The sequence below is a fragment of the Paenibacillus sp. FSL R5-0519 genome (genome assembly GCF_037974275.1).
GTDB lineage: Bacteria > Bacillota > Bacilli > Paenibacillales > Paenibacillaceae > Paenibacillus.
This window is the reverse complement of the sequence record NZ_CP150234.1, coordinates 3,671,896-3,695,961: the sequence shown is the minus strand read 5'-3', so window position 1 is coordinate 3,695,961 and position 24,066 is coordinate 3,671,896. Positions and strand designations below refer to the sequence as shown.

Annotated in this window: 18 protein-coding genes; 16 read left to right on the top strand and 2 right to left on the bottom strand. The window is 44.7% G+C overall.

Annotated features, from left to right (window positions below):
* Positions 1-14 precede the first annotated feature (14 nt).
* The 5 genes from rhaA (at position 15) to MKY73_RS16525 (ending at position 8,142) form a co-directional block, all read left to right on the top strand.
* A complete protein-coding gene (gene rhaA / locus MKY73_RS16545; RefSeq protein WP_339302668.1) occupies positions 15-1,286 on the top strand; it encodes an L-rhamnose isomerase in 1,272 nt (423 codons plus the stop codon).
* A gap of 159 nt (positions 1,287-1,445) precedes the next feature.
* Entirely contained in the window at positions 1,446-3,119 is a 1,674-nt protein-coding gene (locus MKY73_RS16540; RefSeq protein WP_339302667.1) for a ribonuclease J, read from the top strand.
* A gap of 227 nt (positions 3,120-3,346) precedes the next feature.
* A complete protein-coding gene (locus MKY73_RS16535) occupies positions 3,347-4,345 on the top strand; it encodes a LacI family DNA-binding transcriptional regulator (RefSeq protein ID WP_339308638.1) in 999 nt (332 codons plus the stop codon).
* Positions 4,346-4,657: 312 nt separating this feature from the next.
* Positions 4,658-6,133 carry a sucrose-6-phosphate hydrolase gene (locus tag MKY73_RS16530; protein ID WP_339302666.1) on the top strand — a complete coding sequence of 492 codons (1,476 nt, stop codon included), beginning with the start codon at positions 4,658-4,660 and terminating at the stop codon, positions 6,131-6,133.
* Positions 6,134-6,159: 26 nt separating this feature from the next.
* Positions 6,160-8,142, top strand: coding sequence for a sucrose-specific PTS transporter subunit IIBC (locus tag MKY73_RS16525; RefSeq protein WP_339302665.1), 1,983 nt, complete (start codon positions 6,160-6,162; stop codon positions 8,140-8,142).
* Between the two features lie 139 nt (positions 8,143-8,281).
* Here MKY73_RS16525 and MKY73_RS16520 read toward each other — a convergent pair whose 3' ends face one another.
* Entirely contained in the window at positions 8,282-10,009 is a 1,728-nt protein-coding gene (locus tag MKY73_RS16520; RefSeq protein ID WP_339308637.1) for a cellulase family glycosylhydrolase, read from the bottom strand.
* A 317-nt stretch (positions 10,010-10,326) separates the two neighbouring features.
* Between MKY73_RS16520 and MKY73_RS16515 the strand changes: the two genes are divergently transcribed.
* The 5 genes from MKY73_RS16515 to abc-f all read left to right on the top strand — a co-directional run bounded on the left by MKY73_RS16515 (position 10,327) and on the right by abc-f (position 18,101).
* Complete coding sequence (locus tag MKY73_RS16515) at positions 10,327-11,157, top strand: amidohydrolase family protein (RefSeq protein ID WP_339302664.1); 831 nt, start codon at positions 10,327-10,329, stop codon at positions 11,155-11,157.
* A 259-nt stretch (positions 11,158-11,416) separates the two neighbouring features.
* Complete coding sequence (locus MKY73_RS16510; RefSeq protein WP_339308635.1) at positions 11,417-12,859, top strand: 6-phospho-beta-glucosidase; 1,443 nt, start codon at positions 11,417-11,419, stop codon at positions 12,857-12,859.
* A gap of 355 nt (positions 12,860-13,214) precedes the next feature.
* Positions 13,215-14,045, top strand: a complete 831-nt coding sequence (locus MKY73_RS16505; RefSeq protein WP_339302662.1) for a PRD domain-containing protein — start codon at positions 13,215-13,217, stop codon at positions 14,043-14,045.
* A 217-nt stretch (positions 14,046-14,262) separates the two neighbouring features.
* Positions 14,263-16,149 (top strand): beta-glucoside-specific PTS transporter subunit IIABC, encoded by a 1,887-nt coding sequence (locus MKY73_RS16500; protein ID WP_339308634.1) that lies wholly within the window; start codon positions 14,263-14,265, stop codon positions 16,147-16,149.
* A 482-nt stretch (positions 16,150-16,631) separates the two neighbouring features.
* A complete protein-coding gene (gene abc-f / locus MKY73_RS16495) occupies positions 16,632-18,101 on the top strand; it encodes an ABC-F type ribosomal protection protein (RefSeq protein WP_339302660.1) in 1,470 nt (489 codons plus the stop codon).
* A 128-nt stretch (positions 18,102-18,229) separates the two neighbouring features.
* On the opposite strand, the gene MKY73_RS16490 is transcribed toward abc-f, so the two are convergent.
* Positions 18,230-18,820, bottom strand: coding sequence for a biotin transporter BioY (locus MKY73_RS16490; RefSeq protein WP_339242262.1), 591 nt, complete (start codon positions 18,818-18,820; stop codon positions 18,230-18,232).
* A gap of 112 nt (positions 18,821-18,932) precedes the next feature.
* Between MKY73_RS16490 and MKY73_RS16485 the strand changes: the two genes are divergently transcribed.
* The 6 genes from MKY73_RS16485 to MKY73_RS16460 all read left to right on the top strand — a co-directional run bounded on the left by MKY73_RS16485 (position 18,933) and on the right by MKY73_RS16460 (position 24,036).
* A complete protein-coding gene (locus MKY73_RS16485; RefSeq protein ID WP_339302659.1) occupies positions 18,933-19,790 on the top strand; it encodes an ATP-binding cassette domain-containing protein in 858 nt (285 codons plus the stop codon).
* Complete coding sequence (locus tag MKY73_RS16480) at positions 19,775-21,514, top strand: ATP-binding cassette domain-containing protein (RefSeq protein ID WP_339302658.1); 1,740 nt, start codon at positions 19,775-19,777, stop codon at positions 21,512-21,514. The genes MKY73_RS16485 and MKY73_RS16480 overlap by 16 nt, the downstream gene beginning before the upstream one ends.
* Positions 21,515-21,627: 113 nt before the next feature.
* On the top strand, positions 21,628-21,927 hold the full coding sequence (locus MKY73_RS16475) for a hypothetical protein (protein ID WP_339302657.1): 300 nt from the start codon (positions 21,628-21,630) through the stop codon (positions 21,925-21,927).
* Between the two features lie 166 nt (positions 21,928-22,093).
* Entirely contained in the window at positions 22,094-22,267 is a 174-nt protein-coding gene (locus tag MKY73_RS16470; RefSeq protein ID WP_339302656.1) for a hypothetical protein, read from the top strand.
* Positions 22,230-22,442 carry a GNAT family protein gene (locus MKY73_RS16465; protein ID WP_339302655.1) on the top strand — a complete coding sequence of 71 codons (213 nt, stop codon included), beginning with the start codon at positions 22,230-22,232 and terminating at the stop codon, positions 22,440-22,442. Before MKY73_RS16470 ends, MKY73_RS16465 begins: the two co-directional genes overlap by 38 nt.
* A 130-nt stretch (positions 22,443-22,572) precedes the next feature.
* Positions 22,573-24,036 (top strand): S8 family serine peptidase, encoded by a 1,464-nt coding sequence (locus MKY73_RS16460; protein ID WP_339302654.1) that lies wholly within the window; start codon positions 22,573-22,575, stop codon positions 24,034-24,036.
* The last annotated feature ends 30 nt before the right edge of the window (positions 24,037-24,066 follow it).

Sequence of the window (24,066 nt, the reverse complement as noted above, 5' to 3'; positions counted from 1 at the left end):
GAGGGTTCCTGCGGATGGATAACCAAGTCAAGCAAGCGTATGAAGCAGCCAAGGCATTGTATGCCCAGCACGGAATTGATACGGACGAGGTGCTGAACAAACTCGCGGAGATCAAAGTATCCGTACACTGCTGGCAGGGCGATGATGTCAAAGGTTTTCTGAACAAAGATGGGGAGTTGACAGGTGGTATTTCCGTTACAGGTCAGTATCCGGGGGCTGCGACCACACCAGCAGAACTTCGTGACGATCTGGAGCAAGCTTTTGCTCTGATTCCCGGCAAACATAAGGTCAATCTGCATGCGATTTACACCGATACGGATGAGCAGGTTGAACTGGATCAGATTGAGCCGAAGCATTATGAGAACTGGGTGAAATGGGCCAAAGAACAAGGACTCGGCCTGGACTTCAACCCAACATGTTTTTCCCATGAAAAATCAAGTGACGGGTTCACGCTCAGTCATCCGGACCCTGAGATTCGCAAGTTCTGGATTGATCACTGCAAGGCATCCCGCCGGATTGGTGCTTACTTCGGGGAACAACTCGGTCAGACTTGTGTAACCAATGTATGGGTACCGGACGGATTCAAGGATAATCCGGTTGACCGCTTGACACCACGCAAACGCCTCAAGGCATCGCTGGACGAAGTATTCGCCGAATCACTTAACCCGGAGCATAACCTGGATGCGGTAGAGAGCAAACTGTTTGGTCTGGGTTCGGAAGCGTATGTGGTGGGTTCTCATGAATTCTATATGGGTTACGGTTTGCAAAATGATACGTTAATCTGCCTGGATGCGGGACATTTTCATCCAACAGAGGTTATTTCCAATAAACTGTCGTCCTTATCTTTGTTTACAAGCGGTATTCTGCTTCACGTAAGTCGCCCGATGCGCTGGGACAGTGACCATGTAGTAATCATGGACGATGAGTTGCTGGAAATTGCGCGTGAACTGGTTCGACATGATCTGCTTGCGACCACGCATATTGGACTGGATTTCTTTGATGCAAGCATTAACCGTGTTGCTGCCTGGGTTGTGGGTACACGCAACACGATCAAAGCCCTTCTACGTGCGATGCTGGAACCGGTGGATGCTCTGAAACAAGCCGAGTTGAACGGAGATTACACCCTGCGTCTCGCGTTAACGGAAGAGTTCAAATCCTATCCGTTTGGTGCAATCTGGGACTACTATTGTGCTCAGCAAGGCGTTCCCGTTCGTGAAAAGTGGATCACCGATATCAAAACCTATGAACAAGACGTATTGTTACAACGGGATAAATCTCTGGTGTAACGTTACACTGTTTAAACCACTGCGGAATGAAAATTCCGTGGTGGTTTTTCTCTTTCTTGGCATTAATCACGTGAAATGAATAAGTGAGGCGATTGCTTCCATACTAGGAATATAGATCCGTATCGCATATGTTTACCACGCAGAGGAGGAGTAATAGCGTTGAATCTAGCCCACAACAAACTGTATATCGCTGCACTTGGCGGCGTGAATGAAATAGGAAAGAATATGTATTTGATCCAGTACAATCAGGACATCATCGTGATTGATTGTGGTTCGAAGTTTCCCGATGAGACATTGCCTGGGATTGATCTGATCATTCCGGATGTTGCGTATCTGCTGGAGAATCTGGATAAAGTACGGGGGCTTGTGGTTACCCACGGACATGAAGATCACATTGGTGGCATTCCCTATTTGTTAAAACAAATGAACATCCCTGTGTATGCATCCAGACTCACTCGCGGGCTGATCGAGCTTAAACTGAAAGAGCATGGGCTGCTGCGCAAGGCGGACCTGCATACGATCGATGCTCACTCCAGTATTACGCTGGGAGGGATTGAGGTATCCTTTTTCGCAACCAGTCATAGTATACCGGATTGTCTGGGTATCTTCTTTAAGACCCCTGTGGGCAATGTCGTGCAAACCGGAGATTTCAAATTTGATATGTCGCCTGTACATGGACCTTTCCCAGATCTGCACCGCATGGCCGAGATTGGCAAACAGGGTGTCCATATTTTGCTCTCCGAGAGTACCAATGCAGAAAGACCGGGATTTACACCTTCCGAGCGTGTAGTGGGAGACCACATTCTGGATGCCTTTATCCGTGCAAAACAAAAAGTATTTATCTCTACTTTTGCGTCAAATGTCAGCAGAGTACAGCAGATTGTGAATGCAGCATTCGAGACGGGACGCAAACTGGCATTGTTGGGAAGAAGTATGGTGAATGTGGTATCGGTGGCCAGTGAATTGGGGTATCTGCAAGTTCCTGACGGATTGTTGATTGAAGCCATCGACTCGGATCAGTTTCCACCTGAACAGGTTGTTGTCTTATGTACAGGTAGCCAGGGAGAAGCGATGGCAGCATTATCACGTCTGGCATCCGGTAAGCATCCACATGTAAGAATTAACGCTGGGGACACAGTCATTATTGCGGCCGGAGCCATCCCGGGCAATGAACGGAATCTTGCACATGTCATTGATAACCTGTATGTTCTCGGAGCACGTGTGATATATAGTTCAAGTGGTGCAGCAGGAATGCATGTATCGGGACACGGCAGTCAGGAAGAGCTCAAATTGATGTTGACCCTGATGAAACCGGATTATCTGATTCCGATCCACGGTGAGTTCCGTATGTTGTATCAGCACAGGCTGCTTGCCGAGTCTGTAGGTATAGAGCGTGATCATGTGTTTATCGTGAATAATGGGGATATGGTCCAGTACAAAGACGGCACTGCTTCTCTGGGTCCCAAAATTGCATCAGGAAACAGTCTCGTAGACGGTCTGATCATGGGTGATGTCGGTAATATTGTCCTGCGTGATCGCAGGCAACTGTCATCCGATGGTATGTTGGTGATTGTAACTACCTTAAGCAAGACGGAAAAACAGATGGTCACGTCACCCGAAATTATCTCGAGAGGGTTCATATTCGTTAAGGACTCGGAAGAATTCATGCATGAAATTCATGAGCTGGTTCTAAACCGGATGGGTGAGCTGACCGCGTCTGGCGTGAATCAGTGGAATGTGATCAAAAGAAAGCTAAAAGACGAGATCGGTCACTATATTTACGCTCAAACAAAAAGAAGACCTATGATCTTGCCTATTATTATTGAAGTCTGAGATGTAGGAAATAGCGAGTATTCTTGTGTTAATGATCTGAGCAAACGTGTAGATGAAAGTTTAACAGCCTGATGAATGTCGGATCATACTTTCTGTATGAACGTCACATTGATATCGGGCTTTTGCTATTACATAGGAAAGTATATCGGACACGATAAATGTAGGTGAATCTAATTCGCCATGGCTTTGCGATTCGAAGTATAATATAAGCTAAACCAGTTAAAGAAATAAGAGGAGTCTCTATGAATAAAACGATTTCTGATATCGCTCAGATGGCAGGTGTGGCAAAAAGCACGATCTCTCGCTACCTGAATGGCGGATCGGTTAGTGAGGATACACGCCAGAAGATTGAGCGTATTATCAAACAATACAATTATGTTCCTAACACATTTGCACAGAGTCTGAAGGCGAAGAAGACCAGTATCATTGGTACGGTTGTGCCACGTCTCGATTCTTTTGCGACATCCCAGACACTGATCGGAATTGATGAAGAGCTGCGAAGTAATCAATATCAGATGTTGATCGCTAATACGAGTCAGGACATGCAGCGCGAGATTGATGCCATCTATGATTTTGCACGCCAGAAGGTATCGGGTATTATTCTGCTGGCTGCTGAAGTGACCGAAGCACATCTGAAGGCTGTTGAGGATATACGGATTCCGGTGTTATTGGTGGGGCAGCAGCATGAGCAACTGCACAGTCTGGTTCATAATGATGACCAGGCAGGTTATGAGATGGGCAGATATGTCGTCGAACAGGGTCACCGCAAGATCGTCTATATGGGGGTTAGCGAGAAGGATCGGGCGGTAGGAATCTATCGTAAACAAGGGTTCCAGCGAGCAATCGCCGAGTGTGGTGGATGTGAAGTGAAGTATTATGAGACGAGCTTCAAGATGTCTGAAGCCATCGTGACCGCTGAAGCCATCCTGAAAGAGATCACACCAACAATCATTGTAGGGGCCACGGATAATATCGCACTGGGTGTGATGAAGATCGCGTTCTCCAATAAAATTCGCATACCGCAAGATTTGTCTGTTACCGGATTTGGCGGATATGATATTACGGAGATGATTCATCCCACGCTGACGACTGTGAAATATCATTATTTGCAGGCAGGAAAAGTAGCGGCGAATCACATTATTCGTCTGGTCAAAGGCGAGTCGGTGGAGGCACGAACAACACTGGACGTAGAACTGATTCCTCGAGAAAGCGTTGACAAATTATAAAAACATCCTTTATGATAATTCCATCGAACCGGTTCCACTGTAAATATCCAATGTGGATATGCGAACACGGGCAGGCAGTAATGCCATATGGAATTATTTTTTTTGCATTGAACGGAACCGGTTCCTATGTTTTACGGAGAGGGCAGAAAAAATCTGAAGAAACGGAGTGCTCGCCTTTATCAGCGGATTTCACTCTTTAGAAAAGGGATCAGGAAATCTGGGGATAACAGCGATCGGAGGATTGTTCTGCCATCGTAGTGCCAGTGTGAAATTTCTTGGTTTAACTTATATAAGCAAGAATGGAGAACAGCTATGAAAATGACTAGAGAGCAGCGCTACAGACGAATTGAGCAAGCTGAGCCTGGAGAGATTGCAAAGCTTGAAGCACGGATATCCGAGTGTCCATGGAGACAGCGTTACCACATTCAGCCCATAACGGGTCTGCTTAATGACCCTAACGGCTTTGCATATTATCAGGGCTATTATCATCTCTTCTATCAGTGGTTTCCACTTGGAACAGAACACGGCATGAAATACTGGTATCATACCCGCTCGAAGAATCTGGTGAACTGGGAAAATGTCGGGATTGGAATCGAACCGGATAGCTGGTATGACTCACACGGAGCTTATTCCGGAAGTGCGATTGAAAAAGATCGCAAGCTGCACTTGCTGTACACGGGCAATACGAGGGATGAGGCTTGGGTCAGACATCCGTATCAATGCTTGGCAGTCATGGATGAAAGCGGTTCAGTAAGCAAACGGAATGATCCCGTAATCTCGTCTGTTCCAGCCGGATACACGGAACATTTCAGAGATCCCAAGGTGTGGCAACAAGGAGACACATATTATTGTGTCATTGGTGCGCAGAGAACAAACGAGACGGGATGTACGGTGCTGTATCGCTCAATTGATCTGAACAACTGGGAGCTTCTTGGTGAAATTCGCACGCGATTCACTTCCTTTGGTTACATGTGGGAGTGCCCGGACTATATGGAGATCGACGGGAAAGGCGTGCTTGTCTTTTCACCACAAGGCTTAGATGCTGCAGGAGATCACTATCAGAATATTTTTCAGTCCGGTTATCTGATCGGTGAGCCGCTCAATCTTCAGACGAGAGAGTTCAATCATGGTGAGTTTCAGGAGTTGGATCGTGGATTCGACTTCTATGCCCCACAAACCATGCAGGGCCCGGATGGAAGACGTATTATGGTTGGTTGGATGGGGCTTCCTGATCTGACATATCCGACAGATGATAACGGTTGGGCTCATTGCCTGACCATTCCTCGGCAGTTGACACTGCGAGGCGGGAAGTTAATTCAACAACCGGTTGCAGAGATGGAGCAATTGCGCAAGCAAGAGGAAGGCACACATATTCGCGCAACAATGGATAATGAAAGTCGTTCATTCGCTGGTTTCAAGGGAATTGCCTATGAGCTGATTTGCGAGATAAGTAATGTAAGTGCAGAGATTGTAGGCATTGAGTTCCGAGCAAGTGAAACGGAAAAAACGGTTCTTCTGTATGATCGGATTCAGCAGAAAGTTATTCTGGATCGGACGATGTCTGGTGCCGAGCTGTCAGAACAAAATGGCGCGATACGGCGGTGCACACTTACTGCGGATGTGATTAAGTTCCGTCTGTTCGTGGATTCATCTTCAGTCGAGATCTTTGTGAACGATGGGGTAGAGGTCTTTACCAGCCGGATTTTCCCAAGACGGGACAGCGTGGATATTCGTTTGTTTGCACGCGGAGGCAAAGCTGATTTTGAAGCAACACAATGGCTTTATTAAGGATTACGTGAGAGGAATGAGATAACATGTCGGAGAATCAACGCATTGCCCAGGAAGTCATTCATGCCATCGGGGGCAAAGAGAATATCGCATCATTTGCACATTGTGCAACACGTCTTCGCATCATGGTGAAGGATAAAGAGAAGATTGATCAGAAAACGGTTGAGAATATCGAGAAGGTGAAAGGGGCTTTTTTCAACTCGGGTCAATATCAGATTATCTTTGGTACGGGAACGGTGAACCGAATCTTCGAAGAGGTCGAGAAGCTGGGAATCGAAGGTTCGTCCAAGGATGATGTGAAGAGTCAGGGGAAAAAGGAAGGAAACGCTTTTCAGCGGGCTATCCGCACATTTGGTGACGTATTTGTACCCATCATTCCTGTATTGGTAGCTACAGGTTTGTTCATGGGATTACGCGGATTACTTACCCAGAATGAGATTTTGGCGTTGTTCGGTGCAACACCTGATGATATCTCGGCCAATTTCCTGTTGTTCACTCAGATTCTGACGGATACGGCCTTTGCATTCCTTCCTGCACTTGTAGCGTGGTCCGCATTCCGTGTATTCGGCGGAAGTCCGGTACTTGGTATCGTACTGGGGCTAATGCTGGTCAATCCGGCATTACCCAATGCTTACGCGGTGGCAGATGGATCAGCACAGCCCCTGCATATGTTCGGTTTTATACCTGTCGTGGGTTATCAGGGATCGGTTCTGCCCGCGTTCTTTGTAGGTTTGATTGGAGCCAAGTTCGAGAAGGTACTAAGAAGACGGGTGCCTGAGGCACTGGACTTAATTCTGACACCTTTTATTACGTTAACGGTTATGATAACGCTTGGACTATTCGCGATTGGTCCCGTGTTCCATTCCCTGGAAGAGTGGGTACTGCATGGAACAACGGCCGTATTGGATCTTCCGTTTGGCATCGCAGGTATTATCATTGGATTCTTCCATCAGATTATTGTCGTTACCGGTGTGCATCACATCTTTAACTTCCTGGAGATTCAGCTATTGGAGAAAACGGGATTCAATCCGTTCAACGCGATTATCACGTGTGCCATGGCTGCACAAGGAGCCGCTTGTCTTGCGGTTGGTCTGAAAACCAAAAATATGAAACTCAAAGCACTCGCATTACCTTCGTCATTGTCTGCTTTTCTGGGCATTACCGAGCCAGCTATCTTCGGTGTTAACCTGCGTTATATGAAACCATTTATTATGGGGCTGGTTGGTGGTGGTGTGGGTGGTTTCATCGCTTCCCTGTTCCATCTGCAAGGTACAGGCATGGCAGTAACGGTTATCCCTGGAACATTGCTCTATCTCAACAGCCAACTTCCGTTGTACATCTTGTCTAACGTGGTTGCCATGGCGATTGCTTTTGCACTTACCTGGTTCTTCGGATATAAGGATCAACCGATTGCAGAGGAATCGGTGAGCCATGACAATAGTGGAGTAACATCAGTTGACGTTCATGCAGCGGATTCTAATCCGCGCGCTAATTCAGTTACCGATGCTGTTACAAGCAACCGTCCTAAAGTAGATCTGCTCGAAATCGCTTCACCGCTGAACGGTACCATCGTTGCTCTGGAGCAAGTTCCTGACCCGGCGTTCTCGGAAAAACACATGGGTGAAGGCATTGCCATTGAGCCATCAGAAGGTAAAGTGTATGCACCGTTTGATGGTGTCATCGCACATGTCATGAACAAGAGTAAACATGCGGTGATCCTGGAGCATGAGACAGGTGTACAAATGCTGGTTCATATCGGAATTAATACCGTTGGACTCAAAGGAAATGGTTTTACTGCGCATGTGAATAGCGGAGATCGTGTAACTGCAGGGCAATTATTGATCGAATTCGACATGGATGTCATTCAGGCTGGGGGTCTGCCGTTGATAACACCTGTGCTGATTCCAAGCGGGAATGAAGCGATAGCAACGGTTACAGGAACCTCAACCGGTCCTGTGCAAGCCAATGGGGATGCAATACTTGTGGTGAGATTCAATGAACCTCAATAAGTGAACATATTAAATCATTTTCGCCAGATTTTTATGCAATTATTATAACAAAACAGAACGTTCTGTCCGAGCCCATTGCTCTGGACAGAACGTTTTGTAATTCCGATGGGAAATAAGAATTTAGGAACCCTCAAAACTGTTAAGAAGCTACGCCAACAACACTCGTTCCATTTTTTGTGATTTTATACGTAAGCACATCGCCGTTCCAGAAGTGGAACTTGAGGGTGACTTCGCCATCATTGGTTTCATTAAAGAAGTTAGGTTTTAGCTCGATCACCTGACGATCGTAATCTGGGCTGAACGTGTAAGAGAACTCTTTGAACGAAGTCCAGTTCTGTGGACCGGCGTTCTCCCCGTTGGCATATGTCGCTTCCATCGTTGCCAGTTGGTTGCCGTTAAACGTAGTTGGAATGGCAAATGCACTGGTTGTACCAGTCGTATCGTTTAACGTAGGTGTGTTATATTTTATGATATTAAAATTCCAGTCCGCACCTTGGTTGAATCCTGCTGTGAGTGTGGCATTTACGCCCAAATCACCAGAGGCTGTCAATTTGGTTAACAGATTGGATTTTAACGTAAGTACATCTTTTCTGATTGTATAGTCTTTACCTCTGACAAGAGGAGTAGTTCCATTCTTCAACGAATTGAATTTGTTGCCATTCAGATTAAGTTTTACTTTTTTATCTTGAATGCTTTCATTTTGTTTAAGGTACACGAGGTCCGTTTCAGCTGTGGATGAGCGACCTGTCCAGCTTGCTTTCATCGTATCAAACAGTTCCTGATCAGACCAAGTAAAGCTTGTGCGTCCGAAGTGTTGTCCGTTATCCCACAACATCGTTGTCATCTGTTTTTGACGCAGATATTGCCCAACAAATTCGAAGAACTTCAGCTTTTCGCCTTGTTCAATGACACCTGTATGCTGGTCAAAACCAAGCAAGCCATACTCACCGACGATAACCGGAATGCCTTTGGCTGTAAAAGCATTGTATACCCGATCGAAGGTATCGGTAATGTCTTTCTGGACTTCCTCGTTATACTTGGTGTAACCTGCAATATTCACACTGAATGGCCAGAACCCGTAATAGTGAACGGTTGCAATAATGTTGGAGTCACTCAATTTTTGAATGGTCTTATTCAGTTCATCCAGATCAGGTTGAGCGGAAGAGGTATGCATCGTTGGAAGCACAAGTGGACGTGTATCGTTGTTTCCACCCGAAGTTCTTACAATCTTATGAAAAGAAGTATTCAACTCGTCCAGCATGCGATATCCAATAGCCGCATCTGTTGTACCTCCTTCGGAGAAGCGGGGTTCGTTAACACTTTCGAACATGAGCTTGTCGGATGCATCTTTGAACTTGTCAGCGATCTGAGTCCAAGCAGCATTATAACGGGCAAGTACGTTGTCATGGTCTTTCTCCATGTAACTGATCCAGCGCCAGGAGTCATGGTGAAGATTGATCATGACGTAGAGATCGGCATCGAGGGCCCAGTTCACTACTTCTTGAACCCGATTCATGTAAGCGGAATCAATTGTATAGTCGGGTGCGTCACCGATGTGAGCTTCCCAGGTCACAGGAATACGGATACTGTTGTAGCCCTCAGCTGCGATTGATTGAATCAGTTCCTTCGTAATGCGCGGATTGCCCCAGGCTGTCTCATCCTCACCAACGGCATCCAGAGAGTTACCCAGATTCCAGCCAGGCTCCATGGCGTTCACGTATGCCTGCATTTTGCTTGGCGCGGTTGAGGTACTGGCCTGTTCACTGTTGTCTGGTGCAGCGGAAGCGACAGCCGAAGAGAACAGAGACAGAATCATGGCAGTTACAAGAGTAAGAGAGAGGACCGATTTACGATTTTTTTTCATCAACATAATCTCCTTCAGTTAGAATGGTTGAACTTGAATAGAAGTTAAGCAACTGTGAAAATGGAACTTAACTCAAACCAAATCATGACTTGTTCAAAAATGGGATCACCACCGAATTATGTATTGAAAGCGTTTTCGGAATTTAATATATCATGATTATATATAGGGGGATACCCGCATAATTGCAATAAAACTCATATGATAATTAGTGATCTGGTATAGCTAGTAGATTGTGTGAAGATAATGATTTTATTTGGAATTGAGATGATATAATTGATTTTAACAATAATTAGATTCATATACTCTTGGAGGAATGTAAAATGAAGCTGGATGCACATCAACATTTCTGGGAATACAATATTGCCGAGTATGGATGGATTGGGGAAGAGATGAAAGCCATTCGTCAGTCTTTTCTCCCACGTGATTTGGAACCTATATTAACACAATCGGGGATGGACGGATGCATTGCAGTGCAAGCGAGACAATCACTGACAGAAACTGAGTGGCTTCTGCAACTGGCAGACCAATACGAGTTTATCAAAGGTGTGGTCGGATGGGTGGATCTTTGTTCGGATGATGTTCGAAATCAGCTTGAACTGCTCGCGTCCAATCCGGTTCTGAAGGGTGTGCGTCATGTCATACAGGATGAGCCTGATCTTCAGTATGTTTTGAGAGAAGATTTTCAGCGCGGGATTTCATTGCTTAAAGAGTATGATTTGGCCTATGATCTGTTGGTATCCAAGGAGCAACTGCCTTATGCCGTTGATCTGGTTAAGGCGTTTCCTGAACAGCGATTTGTACTTGATCATTTAGCCAAACCCGACATAAAATCAGGAATAATCTCACCATGGCGAGAAGCACTGGAGTCGTTGGCTGCCCAACCAAACACATATTGTAAACTTTCAGGAATAGTGACTGAAGCAGATTGGGCAAGTTGGACTCCGAGTGACTTTACATCCTATCTGAATATCGCCATAGAAGCCTTTGGTGCGGAACGGTTAATGTTTGGGTCCGATTGGCCAGTGAGTAACCTTGCGGCTTCGTATTCTGAAGTATACGGTCTCATTAAGACCCACATTCAATCTTTATCAGAGTCTGAGCAACAGATGATTCTTGGTGGGACATGTGCTGCCTTTTATCAAATATCATAATGGGCATTTCTTCGTTAAACCGGCTTTGGGAAGTTGACAACGGTTCTGATTCTTGCTAAAGTTTTATCCAATCCGCATAATTGATCTGGGAATGTTACCGATATGGGCATAACCTGAGCTGGCTTGTTTACACGTAATCGTGTACCCAGGCTGGTTCGGGTTTTTTGTATTTAAGTTGAACAACTTAAATATTTTGTCTTTTTAATATTCTAACGATTTGAGCGGGTATCTGGACTACATATTTGGAAGGAGAATGATGATGACTAATTTTGAGTTTCCTAAAGATTTTCTATGGGGTGGAGCCATTGCTGCCAATCAGGCGGAGGGCGCGTATCTGGAAGATGGCAAAGGACTGAGCATCGTTGATTTGCTGCCAACAGGAGAGAGCCGCAGAAGCATTATGAAAGGTCATGTCCCGGCTTTTACGCCGCTCGATACCGAGTTCTATCCTTCACATGAAGCAATCGATTTTTATCACCGTTACCCTGAAGATATTGCTCTGTTTGCCGAAATGGGATTCAAGGCACTGCGTGTCTCCATTGCCTGGGCACGGATTTTCCCAACAGGAGAAGATGCACAGCCAAATGAAGCAGGATTGCAATTTTACGATAACCTGTTTGATGAATTATTGAAGAACGGTATTGAACCTGTCGTTACATTAGCTCACTTCGATGTGCCTGTGCACCTGATCGAGAAATATGGCAGCTGGAGAAGTCGTGAACTGGTAACTTTATTCGAGACGTACGCTACAACGGTATTCACACGGTACAAAAACAAGGTGAAATACTGGATGACATTTAACGAGATCAACATGCTGCTTCATCTTCCATTCCTTGGGGCGGGACTGGCGTTCAATGAAGGGGATAACATCAAGGAAATTCAATATCAGGCTGCTCACCATCAACTGGTTGCAAGTGCACTGGCAGTCAAAGCATGTCATGAGATTATCCCTGGTGCCATGATTGGTTGTATGCTTGCGGCAGGAAGCTTCTATCCGTATACCTGTAATCCGGAAGATGTATTCCAAGGTATGGAGAAAGATAGAGAATCCTATTTCTTCATTGATGTGCAATCACGTGGGGAATATCCGGGTTACGCCAAACGTTTCTTCAAGGATCATGGGTTGAACATTGTTATGCAACCGGGTGATGCGGAAATCTTGAAGAATCATACCGTAGATTATATCGGATTCAGCTACTATTCAAGTCGTACTACGAGTACCGATCCTGAAGTGGTCAAAAACATGACCAGTGGCAATGTATTTGGCTCGGTAGCCAATCCATATCTGGCGAAGTCCGAATGGGGATGGACAATTGATCCGAAAGGATTCCGTATTACTGCCAATCAGCTTCATGACCGTTATCAGAAACCGTTGTTTGTCGTTGAAAATGGATTTGGTGCCAATGACGTGGTTACACCGGAAGGTGAAGTGGATGACGCGTACCGGATTGACTATTTGAAACGTCATGTCGCTGAAATGGGTGAGGCCATTCAGGATGGGGTGAACATCATCGGTTACACCAGCTGGGGACCTATTGATATTGTAAGTGCATCCTCAGGTGAGATGAGAAAACGTTATGGCTACATTTACGTGGACCGTGATAATGAAGGTCAAGGAGAGCTAACACGACTGAAGAAGAAGAGTTTTGAGTGGTACAAAAATGTGATTGCATCCAACGGAACAAACCTGGGTGACAAGTAGTTTATATTTATCTGAATTAAAATGGCCTTGTACAGCAATAAAACATCGGAAGTTTCATCTATATAAATTGAACTAAACATTTTATAAAAAAGAAGAGGACAGGAGTTCAATTTATATAACCATGGAACTTCCGTTTGTTCCCACATTGAAAGCGTTGACATATAGTCAGGTTCGCGCTATACTTGACGCAATTATATCGTTTCTGGGATTGTTACTACTCCAAGTAGGCAAAACCTAAGCACCAAAAAAGCAGACCACCATGTCTTGTTTATTTTGTGATGCTTCAGGTTTTTTTTGTATGCCCAAAAGACGATGTATAACTGCCAAGAGAGTGGAACGTGACGGGGGGATTGAAGTGAAAATAGCAAAGGTTATCAACAATAACGTCATTAGCATCTATCAGGCGGATGGAGCAGAGCTTGTGGTGATGGGACGTGGGATTGCCTTTAAGAAAAAGCCGGGGGATAAAGTAGACGAGACCCGCATCCAAAAAGTATTTGCATTGAAAAACAAACAGACATCCGATAATTTCAAAATGTTGCTGCGTGAAGTTCCGATGGAACTGATTGAAATTGTGGAAGAGATCATCACGTATGCGCGTGAGAATCTTGGCCGAAAGCTCAATGAGAACATCTATGTGTCCCTTACGGACCATATTAACTTCGCCATCGAACGTTATCGGGAAGGCGTGGAGATCAAGAACGCATTAATGTGGGAGATCAAGCAGTTGTACAAGCCTGAATTCGAGCTGGGTCTGAAGACACTGGAACAGATCAACACTCGCATGAATATTGAGCTTCCACCAGATGAAGCCGCGTTTATTGCCCTTCATATTGTCAACGCAGAGATGAACGAAGAAGTCATTACAACGATGAACATTACGAAGTTTATTCAGCAAATTATTAATATAGCGAAATATCATTTCAAAATGGAATTTGATGAGGATTCTCTCAGTTATTTTCGCTTCATTACACATTTGAAGTTTTTCTCTCAGCGAGTGCTCAGTGGTACGCATTACGACAACAACTATGATCATTTCTATGACATGATTAAGGAGAAGCATCCTGATGCCGCAGCGTGTGCGGAGAAGATTGAGTTGTTTGTCAGAAAAGAGTACAACCATGAGCTGACCAATGAAGAAAAGTTGTATCTGACAGTTCATATCGAACGAGTGGTTAATCGATAATATTTAAATGTTGACAAAAATGGTTTAATTATAATAATATGTGATTAACAGGAATTGAATACGATTTAACTGGGATTGTTACTGGTTATGCAGGCAAAACCTAAGTCATGAGAAGGTCAGGACCATTGTGTCAGTGTCCCCTTACTCAAGGCTTAGGTTTTTTGCGTGCAAAAAAATCGGTAAAGGGCCTGTTTGAGAAAAAGTGGGGGTGCAGATGATGAGTCAAGAGAAACTGGCCAAAGAGATTGTAGAACTCGTCGGCGGTGAGAAAAATGTGGAGTCGCTTGTTCATTGTGCAACACGGTTACGGTTTGTATTGAAGGACGACGCCAAGGCAGACAAGGCCAAGCTGGAGAAAACAGAAGGTATCATCGCAGTCAAAGAAAATGGAGGACAGTTCCAGGTTGTTGTTGGTAACAAGGTGCCTGAAGTCTATAATGCCATTGGACAGATCAGCAACATTCTGGATGATTCGTCAAACAAAGAAAAACCGGGCAAAAAAGCCAAGGGGATTGGCGGTATCATTGATATCATTTCCAGCATCTTTGCTCCACTTCTGGGAGTTATGGCGGGAGCCGGTATTCTAAAAGGGTTATTGTTGATTGCAAGTAATATCGGATGGCTGGAAACGACAGAAACAACTTATACGATCCTGTATGCAGCAGCAGATAGTCTCTTCTACTTCCTGCCTCTGTTGTTAGCGGTTACAACAGCGCGTAAATTCCAGGGTAATATGTTTGTAGCGATGACGATTGCGGGAGCACTGATCTATCCATCCATCGTCACGTTGAAAGCAGAGGGAACACCAACGGATTTCTTCGGTATCCCTGTCATTCTGATGAACTATTCATCTACGGTTATTCCTATCATTTTAGCTGTCATTGTCATGAGCAAGTTGGAGAAGTTCTTTAATAAGACACTTCACGATAGTGTGAAAAACTTTGTTACACCTTTATTTTTGCTAGTAATTATGGTACCTCTGACACTGTTGGTATTTGGACCATTTGGTGTATACGTTGGTAATGCAATTGCAGCCGGACTCGTTGCTGCATTTGGATTCAGTCCATTGCTTGCGGGAGCCGTTATGGGTGCAAGCTGGCAGTTGCTCGTGATCTTCGGAATACACTGGGGTCTTATTCCGGTATTTATCAACAACGTTGCAGTGTATGGACAGGATGGCGTTAAACCGGCTGCGACAGCTTCGATCTTTGCTCAAACGGGCGCGGCTTTTGGGGTTATGCTGAAAACCAAGAACAAAAAACTGAAAACGCTGGCTGGATCATCCACGTTAACGGCTTTATTCGGTATCACTGAACCGGCTATCTATGGGGTAACATTACCACTGAAACGTCCGTTCATTGCTGGGGTAATCGGTGGTGCAGTTGGTGGAGCGATCATTGGTCAAGCGGGCACATTAGCATTCGCGTCTGGTGCACCGGGATTGCTGACTTTGCCAATCTTCTACGGACCAGGTGGGCAAGGCTTCCCAGGATTGATTCTGGGTATCGTAGTATCCTTTGTCGTTTCGGCTGTACTGACGTACATCCTGGGCTTCAAAGATCCGGTTGAGGAAGAAGAAACAAAATCCGATTCTACGTCATCTGCTCAGCAACCTGCCCGTACAATGAATGCTTCAGACGAAGAAGTATTTAGCCCAATTCAGGGAACGATTGTGGAATTGTCGGAAGTTCCAGATCCGGCATTTGCATCGGGAGCTATGGGTAAAGGGATTGCGATTGAGCCAGCTGTGGGCAGAGTGTTAGCGCCATTCGACGGTACAGTTACCGTTGCATTCAAGAAAAAACATGCCTTGGCTGTAGTATCAGACACCGGTGCTGAAATATTGGTTCATGTAGGTGTAGATACGGTCAAGCTGGACGGACAGCATTTTGTCTCCCATATCAAGGAAGGGGATCGGGTTCAAGCGGGGGATCTGCTGCTTGAGTTCGATATTGCACAGATTAAGGCGGCTGGGTACCACACGGTGACACCTATTATCGTAACGAATTCCGCCAACTATGAGGAAGTTATTCCGCAGGCAACAGGTCAGGTTGATACCCAGGACCTTCTATTGAAGTTGTACAGTGGAAAGGGAGAGGAATAAAGTAGATTAGATGCAAAATCAGTGTTATAGGTTTTCATGGTTCCGTTGACAGGGTGGAATTGGAAATTTATAATTGGAATTGTACATCTATTACCTGATAATGAAAGGTGGATTATTGAACATGACGAATGCGATGAGACTGCGTTTCTTTCCTTTGAATCGTTAAATTAAATACGTTCAAAGGCTCTGACCGTTAGTTCAGAGTAAACGGGATCAGTCTGTCATTTTCAATTATCCTGACCTTATATACATGGTTTAACTTGTATTCTCGTTTACATTGGATCACAGGCCTTTGGCCTGTGATTTTTTTGGTTTACTTATCACGAGTCTGAGCCGATATGATGCTCGATAGAGACTACAGGAGGTACACCGCTATGATGACATTACTATTCTATTGATACGAGCTGGCACGATAAGCTCGTATCGATAGAAGTGTTCTTCGCTATCGATACGAAATAAATCTTATTTCGGAGGTAGCGAATATGGAAAAGATATGTTTTGAATTAGTGCAGGTTGAGATGTCCTATATGGATAAAGCAGTTCTGAATATTGAGCGACTGGCCGTGCATCAACTGGATCGCATCGGTGTAGTTGGTGGTAATGGTCAGGGTAAAAGTACATTATTGAAACTCATTGCGGGACAGATCCAGCCAACAGCCGGAAAGGTAAAACGTTACGCAGAGTTTGGTTACATGGAACAAGTAGAACCACCCCAGCCAAACGAAAATCTGGAGGTTGACAGGGCTTTACTCAGCAAATTGGCGATTCCTCAACATGATAAATCATGGAGTGGCGGAGAACAGACCCGTTTGAAACTGGCTCAATTGTTCACTCATTACCATGAAGTATTATTACTGGATGAACCCACAACCCATCTGGACCAAGAGGGCATTACATTTTTACTGGATGAATTGCAGTATTACTATGGGGCAATCGTGCTGATCAGTCATGACCGTGCGCTTCTGGATGAACTGGTGACCACGATCTGGGAAATTCATCAGGGAGAAGTCCACGTATATACCGGTAACTATAGTGATTATCAGGAACAGAAGAGGTTGGAGCGTGAACAGCAGAACCTGGCCCATGAACAATTCTCCAAAGAGAAAAGAAGATTGGAGCTGGCCGCCAAGGAAAAGATGAAGAAAGCCGAGAAAATAACGCAGGCTGGAAACATGTCCAAAAAAGAATCCAAGGCAAAAGCAAACCGCATGTTTGAGACCAAATCCAAAGGTACCAGTCAAAAAGCAGTGCATCGTGCTGCTAAAGCGATTCAACAACGCATGCAACAACTTCAAGAGGTGAGTGCGGTGCAGGAGGATCGACCGATTATCTTCCGTCAGCCGAAGACATTGGAGTTGCACAACCGATTTCCGATTATGGCAGATCGCCTTACGCTTGAGGTGGATGGAAACATATTGTTGCAGGATGCAAGTTTTCAAATTCCGTTAAAACAAAAAATAGCGATAACCGGAGCCAATGGCAGCGGGAAAAGCACATTGCTTAACCATGTTTTCCTTGCTGGAGATGGAATCACGATGTCTCCAAAAGCAAAGATCGGTTATTTTCAGCAAATGAGCTATCGTTTCACGATGAAAGATACTGTATTACAATTTCTGAAAAATCGTTCGGAATATGAGGAATCAGAGCTTAGAAGTGCGTTGCACGCGATGCAGTTTACAGGGAATGACTTGCTCAAGAATGTGGGAACATTAAGTGGAGGAGAAGCGATTCGTCTTCAATTATGTTATTTGTTTCTTGGGCAATATAACATTCTATTGTTGGATGAGCCGACGAATTTTCTTGATATGCATGCCTTGGAAGCGTTGGAGCGTTTTATCAAAGCGTATGAAGGAACGATTCTCTATGTATCTCATGACCAGAGGTTCGTTGAAAATACAGCGGATCAACAATTTCAGATTACGGAGCGTCAATTAATTCGGGTGAATATATAAGTTGAACTAAAGAATATTTACACTGGACACTACGATGACAGAACAACGAACAAAAACAGCCAAAGAGATTTTGGCTGTTTTTGTTTTAGAATATGGATGCTCGTGATCCAATAGGATATGTAGATTCATTAAGAATCGATTTTTACAACCGTTGAATGCATGTTACCTGTGAGACGTTGAGGTGGAAATACCATGCGCACGGGTGCGATGATGATCGTGGCAAATACCGCTTTGATCAGATCACCAATAATGTAAGGATAGAATCCCTGAATCATGGCCTCGGGCAAGGACATTTTGTATGCATAAGCCAGCCAGGGAACGCCGGAGACATAATTTAATAGTGAACCAAATAATTCAATGATGATAAACGCAAAAATAAAACCTTTAAACCCTTGGATTCTCACTTTGGAGAGGAACAAACCGATCAGGAGTGCGGAAAAGGGCCAGATTACAACATATCCCCCGGTCGGACCTAAGAGAACAGCAAGACCACCAGTTCCATGTAGAAGTGGGAAGCCTAGTGCTGTCAGCACAACAACGAGAGCAATACTTAAGAACCCATACAACGGACCAAGTAACCCTCCGGCCAGCATAACAGCCAAGGTTTGTAATGTTATGGGTACCGGGGAAAAGCCAATAGGAATGCTTATGTAACCAAAAAGTACTAATATTGCGGCCATAAGGGCGCTGAATACAATGCCTCGCAAAGATAATTTCATGTTTGAACAATCCTCTCCATTTTGGTAATATGATTGTTAACCAATTATATAAATGTGGTTGACGATTAGGATCGTACCACATAAAAATAGAAAGGGAAAGGACTAATTTACGATGCAAGGCAACCTGCCCATAATTACATTAGAAGATATCCGAGTGCATTATGCTTCCGAAGATGGTCAAGTAAGGAAAGCGCTGGACGGTATCTCGCTTATACTGCATCAAGGAGAATGGATTAGTATTGTAGGGGCGAATGGCAGTGGGAAAAGTACGCTCGCCGGGCTACTCATTGGATTCATTCCATTATCGGGAGGGGTACGGATTATCCCAGAGGCACTAACCGTCCGAGGTGTATTGCAGCAACCGGATACCCAGGTATTGGGGGACAACATTGAAGAGGAATTCCATTATGCATTGTCTCCATTAATGATTACTGTAGAAGAACAATTGGAGCTCAGGCAGGACGTATTACATACCGTAGGACTTCAATATGCACCGGATATGGCCATCTCACAGTTATCTGGTGGACAGAAACAACTGCTCAACATTGCTGTAGCGCTCGTGTCCAGACCCGATGTATTGATTCTGGATGAACCAACAGCCATGCTTGATCCCGGAGCAAGAGACCGTATTGAGACCATAGCTCAGAAGATCACCCAGCGGGGGACAACGGTAATCTGGATTACGCATCATCTGGAAGAAGCGACCTTGTGTGATCGGATTATTGCTATGGACCGAGGGCGTTGTGTGTACGACGGAAAGCCCGAGTCCTTTTTCTATGAAAAAGAGATGACTGAGAAAACTATTCTGAATAAAGAGCAGCTATCTCCCTGTGAAAGATTGGGGTTGGATCCTCCGTTCACTGTGAAGACTGCGTTATTGCTCAAGCACAAAAAAGGCATCAGGCCAGAAGCCATGCCACTGAGGCCTGAACAATTGGCTAAGGAGGTCGCACGTTGGAGATCGAATTAACCAATATACGTATAGAAGCATCGGAATCGAGCAAGCGTGCACTGCTTGAAGATATAAATATTCAGTTGAACAGTGGGGAAATCACGTTGCTGTTGGGCTGTACGGGTTCAGGAAAAACGACTTTACTACAGACGTTGGCTGGTCTGAGACTTCCCGATGCAGGCAGTATCACATTGGATGGTACACCTTTCTGGAAAGAAGGAAAAGTGCCGAAGTCCATTTTATTGCAAATGGGACTATTGTTTCAATTTCCGGAACAACAACTGTTTGCCAGAAGTATTCAGCGTGAATTCACATATTCTCTGCGTTCCTATCGATATTCAGAGAAACAACAACAAGAGCAGATCACAAAAGCTCTGAATCAGTGGGATCCGCCGGTATCCCCGGAGTTGGAACGACGTTTTCATCTGGACAGGTCGCCATTTGCCCTAAGTGGGGGAGAGAAGCGCAGACTAGGTCTTGCTCTCGGAATGGTGACCAACCCACATTGGCTTCTGCTGGATGAGCCGAGCGCTGGTTTGGAAGCGCAAAGTGTCGTGCTTTTGCTGGATGCATTGGAGCAACATCGTCAGGCAGGTGGTGGGGGCGTGGTAGCAACACATGATTTGGATACATTCTTGCCTTGTGCGGATCGGGTATTGTTATTGCAGGAAGGTCGCCTAATCGCCGATCTTACGCCGCGAGAACTTCACGATAGGCCTGAATTGCTGGAGCAGACAGGGATCGGACTGCCACCTTCGATGCGACTAGCACAGCAGATGAGGGCTGCGGGTCTTGATCTGCCTTCTATTGGGATGACGCCAGAAGAGATGGCTGAAAGTATTATTCAGTCTACGTTCGTTGAGGTGGGCGTTCAGAACGAAGCGAAAGTGGCATCCGGACCAGCGATTGACCTGGCAGAGAGAGAGACAACGGAGAACATGAAAGTGCACGATCCGAAGCTTCTTCCGAACACATGGACTCCTTCAGGCGGATTATATGGTGTTATGGACCCGCGTTTGAAATGGATTTTATATATTTTGCTGGTCACCGCCGCGATGCTTCAACATCGATGGCTGGGATTGACATTAACACTGGTGCCGGTAGTCACAGCACTTGTCGGGCTCCCGCGTCAGACTTTGGCTGGATGTATGAAGTTAATGAAGCCATTATTATTCTTTTTCATCATATCGACAGCGCTATCGGGGACAACCCTTTCAACAGAGGGAGGAGGTCTGCACTTTGGCTTTTCCCTGATGCAGGCAGAAGGCACTTTGCTGAATGTGTATCGTTTGTTTATTGTCACGTTGGCAAGTTTATGGTTTTCACTAACGACACCATATGGGCGAATGGTAGAAGGCCTGAATTGGGTACTCGGTATCGGTAAAAAGATCAGACTGCCCGTAGCTTCGTTTGCTCTTGCTGTATCGTTAATCTTTCGATTTATCCCGATGATCTGGAGTGAATGGCAGCGATTCTCACTGATTGTACGGGCACGTGGAAAGGTCGCTTTAAGACCAAATACCGTACGGATTCGTGATTTGGGTCCGATGGTGATTCCCTTGTTAATGGCACTGTTCCAACGTGCAGAGGATATGACCATTGCGATGGAAATGCGTAAAGTTAGAGAGCACTATATGCTTGGAATGCGCTCTTCGTTATTGGTGTGGTCCAAGCGTGATACCTGGATTAGCATGGCTGGCCTCATTGGTTTTGTACTATTAATATGGATTGGCCAATTGTGAAGAATTAGAATTATAAACGCAGTGTTTTTCCAAAGATCATGAATAAGTACGGTCGACCTTGCTCACAATAAGTGTGCGTGAATCATCTGGAAGTGGATCAGGAGGGATAAACGATGAAAGATAAGTTTTTGCGTGAAGAACGACAAGAATATACCGATGTGTCTACGGTGGAGTCGCAGCGAAACGATATCACACTCGAAGAATTCCCGGAGGGTCCTTACGGTTCATCTCTGTTATCCGAGTCTCTTGGGAAAAGTTCTCCGTGGCGGGCGGATCAGAGGTCTGCACATCGTTTTGATTATGAGAATCATGAGCTTCACGAGGGAGAAGTACGGGATTATCCGGGTCAGGATGTTTTTGACGAAACGGTTCCGGATAATATGTCCAAACCTCAATACACGGAAGAATCATAATGTGATATGGATATAAAATAGAGTGCAGCCTCCGACAGGTTTTATCTTGTTCGGGGGCTATTTTCGTTTGTGCTCAATAAAAACAAATCTCCTTCAATTCCACATTATGGGTTATTATATTTGTAGCTCGAAGTAAAAATTTGGTTGAATATGCGGAGGATTCGGAATGAGAGAGATCGATTATAGTCAATATTTCTGGCTGGATGATAAGGTCAGATTGCGAGCTATGCGTGAGGAAGATTGGGAAGATCATTATTACAACCGCTTTGATACACCTGCCCGGAACCAGAGCTGTTCGCATTTTGCTGAACTATGCCTTCTTCGAGCGCAGGCTCAATAAATTTAATGATTATGTTCTCCAAGGAAATGAACCTTCCGCAGCCATGATGAGAAAACTAGGATGTGTTCAGGAAGGTGTGCGCCGCCAGGTGATCTATACGGATGGAAAATACCAGGATCTAATTCTCTTTGGTTTAACCAAAGACGAGTTTATGGAAAAAGAGGGGCTTGTTTGATTGTTTGATTCCAGCATATATAAGATCACTAGGTGCTTAAAGTCTGCCAATGATCATTGGATAAATGGTAATGTACATTACGCTAAAAGTGAGAGTGTATTCTAATGATATCAAAATCTGAGGTGATCATGTGGCTAAAGCGATACCCGATCCGACATGGAAAAGGTTAGGTTTTGGTGAACAGCCTGATTTTCATACTTCTGGTCTGGGCGTGGGAATTGTAATTATCGATTCAATTAAACCACATTATCTCGTAGATCACTTAAAAACACGAATTAAATGTGTTACCGTACATGAAGATATGACGGTCACTATGCGAGACGTAACTTCTATCAACAGGGAGGAAGGGAATTCGAAAGGTGAGCATGGCCTTATGAGTGTACTAGCTTTGGCCCATGAACCGATTCAATTTGAGGGACAGATTCATGTCGGGATTGCACCAGCAGCAACATTTATCGTTTTAGATCATGGGGCATTTACAACTGGAGAAGGAGAACGTCTGAAAAAAGGAATGCAATGGATTCTTGAACATGGGCTCGAATGGAATATAAAAATTATTTTAAGCACTGGTTGGCAGGCATTAGATAATGAAGTTTATCTTAAAAATACGAGTGAAAACTCAACGGTTAAAGCATTGGCGACAGCTGTGCAACAGGGCATTTTGGTTATTTGTTCGAATGGGAATACACGTTTAAATAACATCATGCCTCCAATACAGTATTTAGCAGTAGGGGGGTTTGTAGATCGTGGAAAGGCTGATCGTTCATTACACGCTCCTTTCCCTGATGAACCTTATGGCAGAAATGGAGATGGTCACTTTAGACCAGATATATTAGCGCCCAGACTAGACCTTACGATCCCCTTTTGTGAAATTGAAGAATCTACTCGGCGTGTATCTTTTTATGGGGGCACATCTGGAGCGGCTGCCCTTGTTGCTGGTGTCGCGGCTCATCTATTCTCCCGATTTCCGAGTTTAAGTTCTGAGATGCTAAGACACTTATTAGTCGAGCATGGAGAATCACTGGAGGGTGATGATAACCTGGCTCCTCGAATTAACGTTGAGAATACAATTCGTTATATGAACAGGGCAGATAAGCCAAGGTACATAACAAAAACTTTACCCATGGTAAGTATAAAAAATCAAAATCCCTATAACACAATTCATTCAATGGATGATATCGAAAGAGCGCTCTCTTTAACAGTTTTAGTGGAGAGGGGAGGATTATCACGTGAAGAGTTGTGGAGCTTCACTAGGGATTCATCCGCTATTGTTCGTAAAATTGCAGTATCGACCCTCGGCCAACCGATGAACGAAGAAGAGCGAAAGTTGTATTGGATGTATTTAATGAATGAAACAGAAGGGGGAGTGCGTGGTTGGTATATGCATGGATTATTGCAAAATGCTCTAAAGGAGGAAATACATAAATGGATAAATTGGTCAACAGATATTAACTGGTCGGTTCGATGGTGTGTTAGCGAATATTTGGCTCAATATCCAGAGTGTTTTCCCCAACTGGAAAAAACCCAAGATCCTGACGCTATACATATCAAGGCATTGCCTTTAAGGCAATGGTTCACGACTCTATTTCTATAATGAAGTAACGTAAATCAGTATGTGGAGGTA

Coding starts and splice junctions, on each gene's coding strand:
- rhaA (WP_339302668.1), top strand. CDS start 15: ATGGATAACCAAGTCAAGCAAGCGTATGAAGCAGCCAAGGCATTGTAT.
- MKY73_RS16530 (WP_339302666.1), top strand. CDS start 4,658: ATGAAAATGACTAGAGAGCAGCGCTACAGACGAATTGAGCAAGCTGAG.
- MKY73_RS16525 (WP_339302665.1), top strand. CDS start 6,160: ATGTCGGAGAATCAACGCATTGCCCAGGAAGTCATTCATGCCATCGGG.
- MKY73_RS16515 (WP_339302664.1), top strand. CDS start 10,327: ATGAAGCTGGATGCACATCAACATTTCTGGGAATACAATATTGCCGAG.
- MKY73_RS16510 (WP_339308635.1), top strand. CDS start 11,417: ATGACTAATTTTGAGTTTCCTAAAGATTTTCTATGGGGTGGAGCCATT.
- MKY73_RS16500 (WP_339308634.1), top strand. CDS start 14,263: ATGAGTCAAGAGAAACTGGCCAAAGAGATTGTAGAACTCGTCGGCGGT.
- abc-f (WP_339302660.1), top strand. CDS start 16,632: ATGGAAAAGATATGTTTTGAATTAGTGCAGGTTGAGATGTCCTATATG.
- MKY73_RS16490 (WP_339242262.1), bottom strand. CDS start 18,820: ATGAAATTATCTTTGCGAGGCATTGTATTCAGCGCCCTTATGGCCGCA.
- MKY73_RS16485 (WP_339302659.1), top strand. CDS start 18,933: ATGCAAGGCAACCTGCCCATAATTACATTAGAAGATATCCGAGTGCAT.
- MKY73_RS16475 (WP_339302657.1), top strand. CDS start 21,628: ATGAAAGATAAGTTTTTGCGTGAAGAACGACAAGAATATACCGATGTG.
- MKY73_RS16470 (WP_339302656.1), top strand. CDS start 22,094: ATGAGAGAGATCGATTATAGTCAATATTTCTGGCTGGATGATAAGGTC.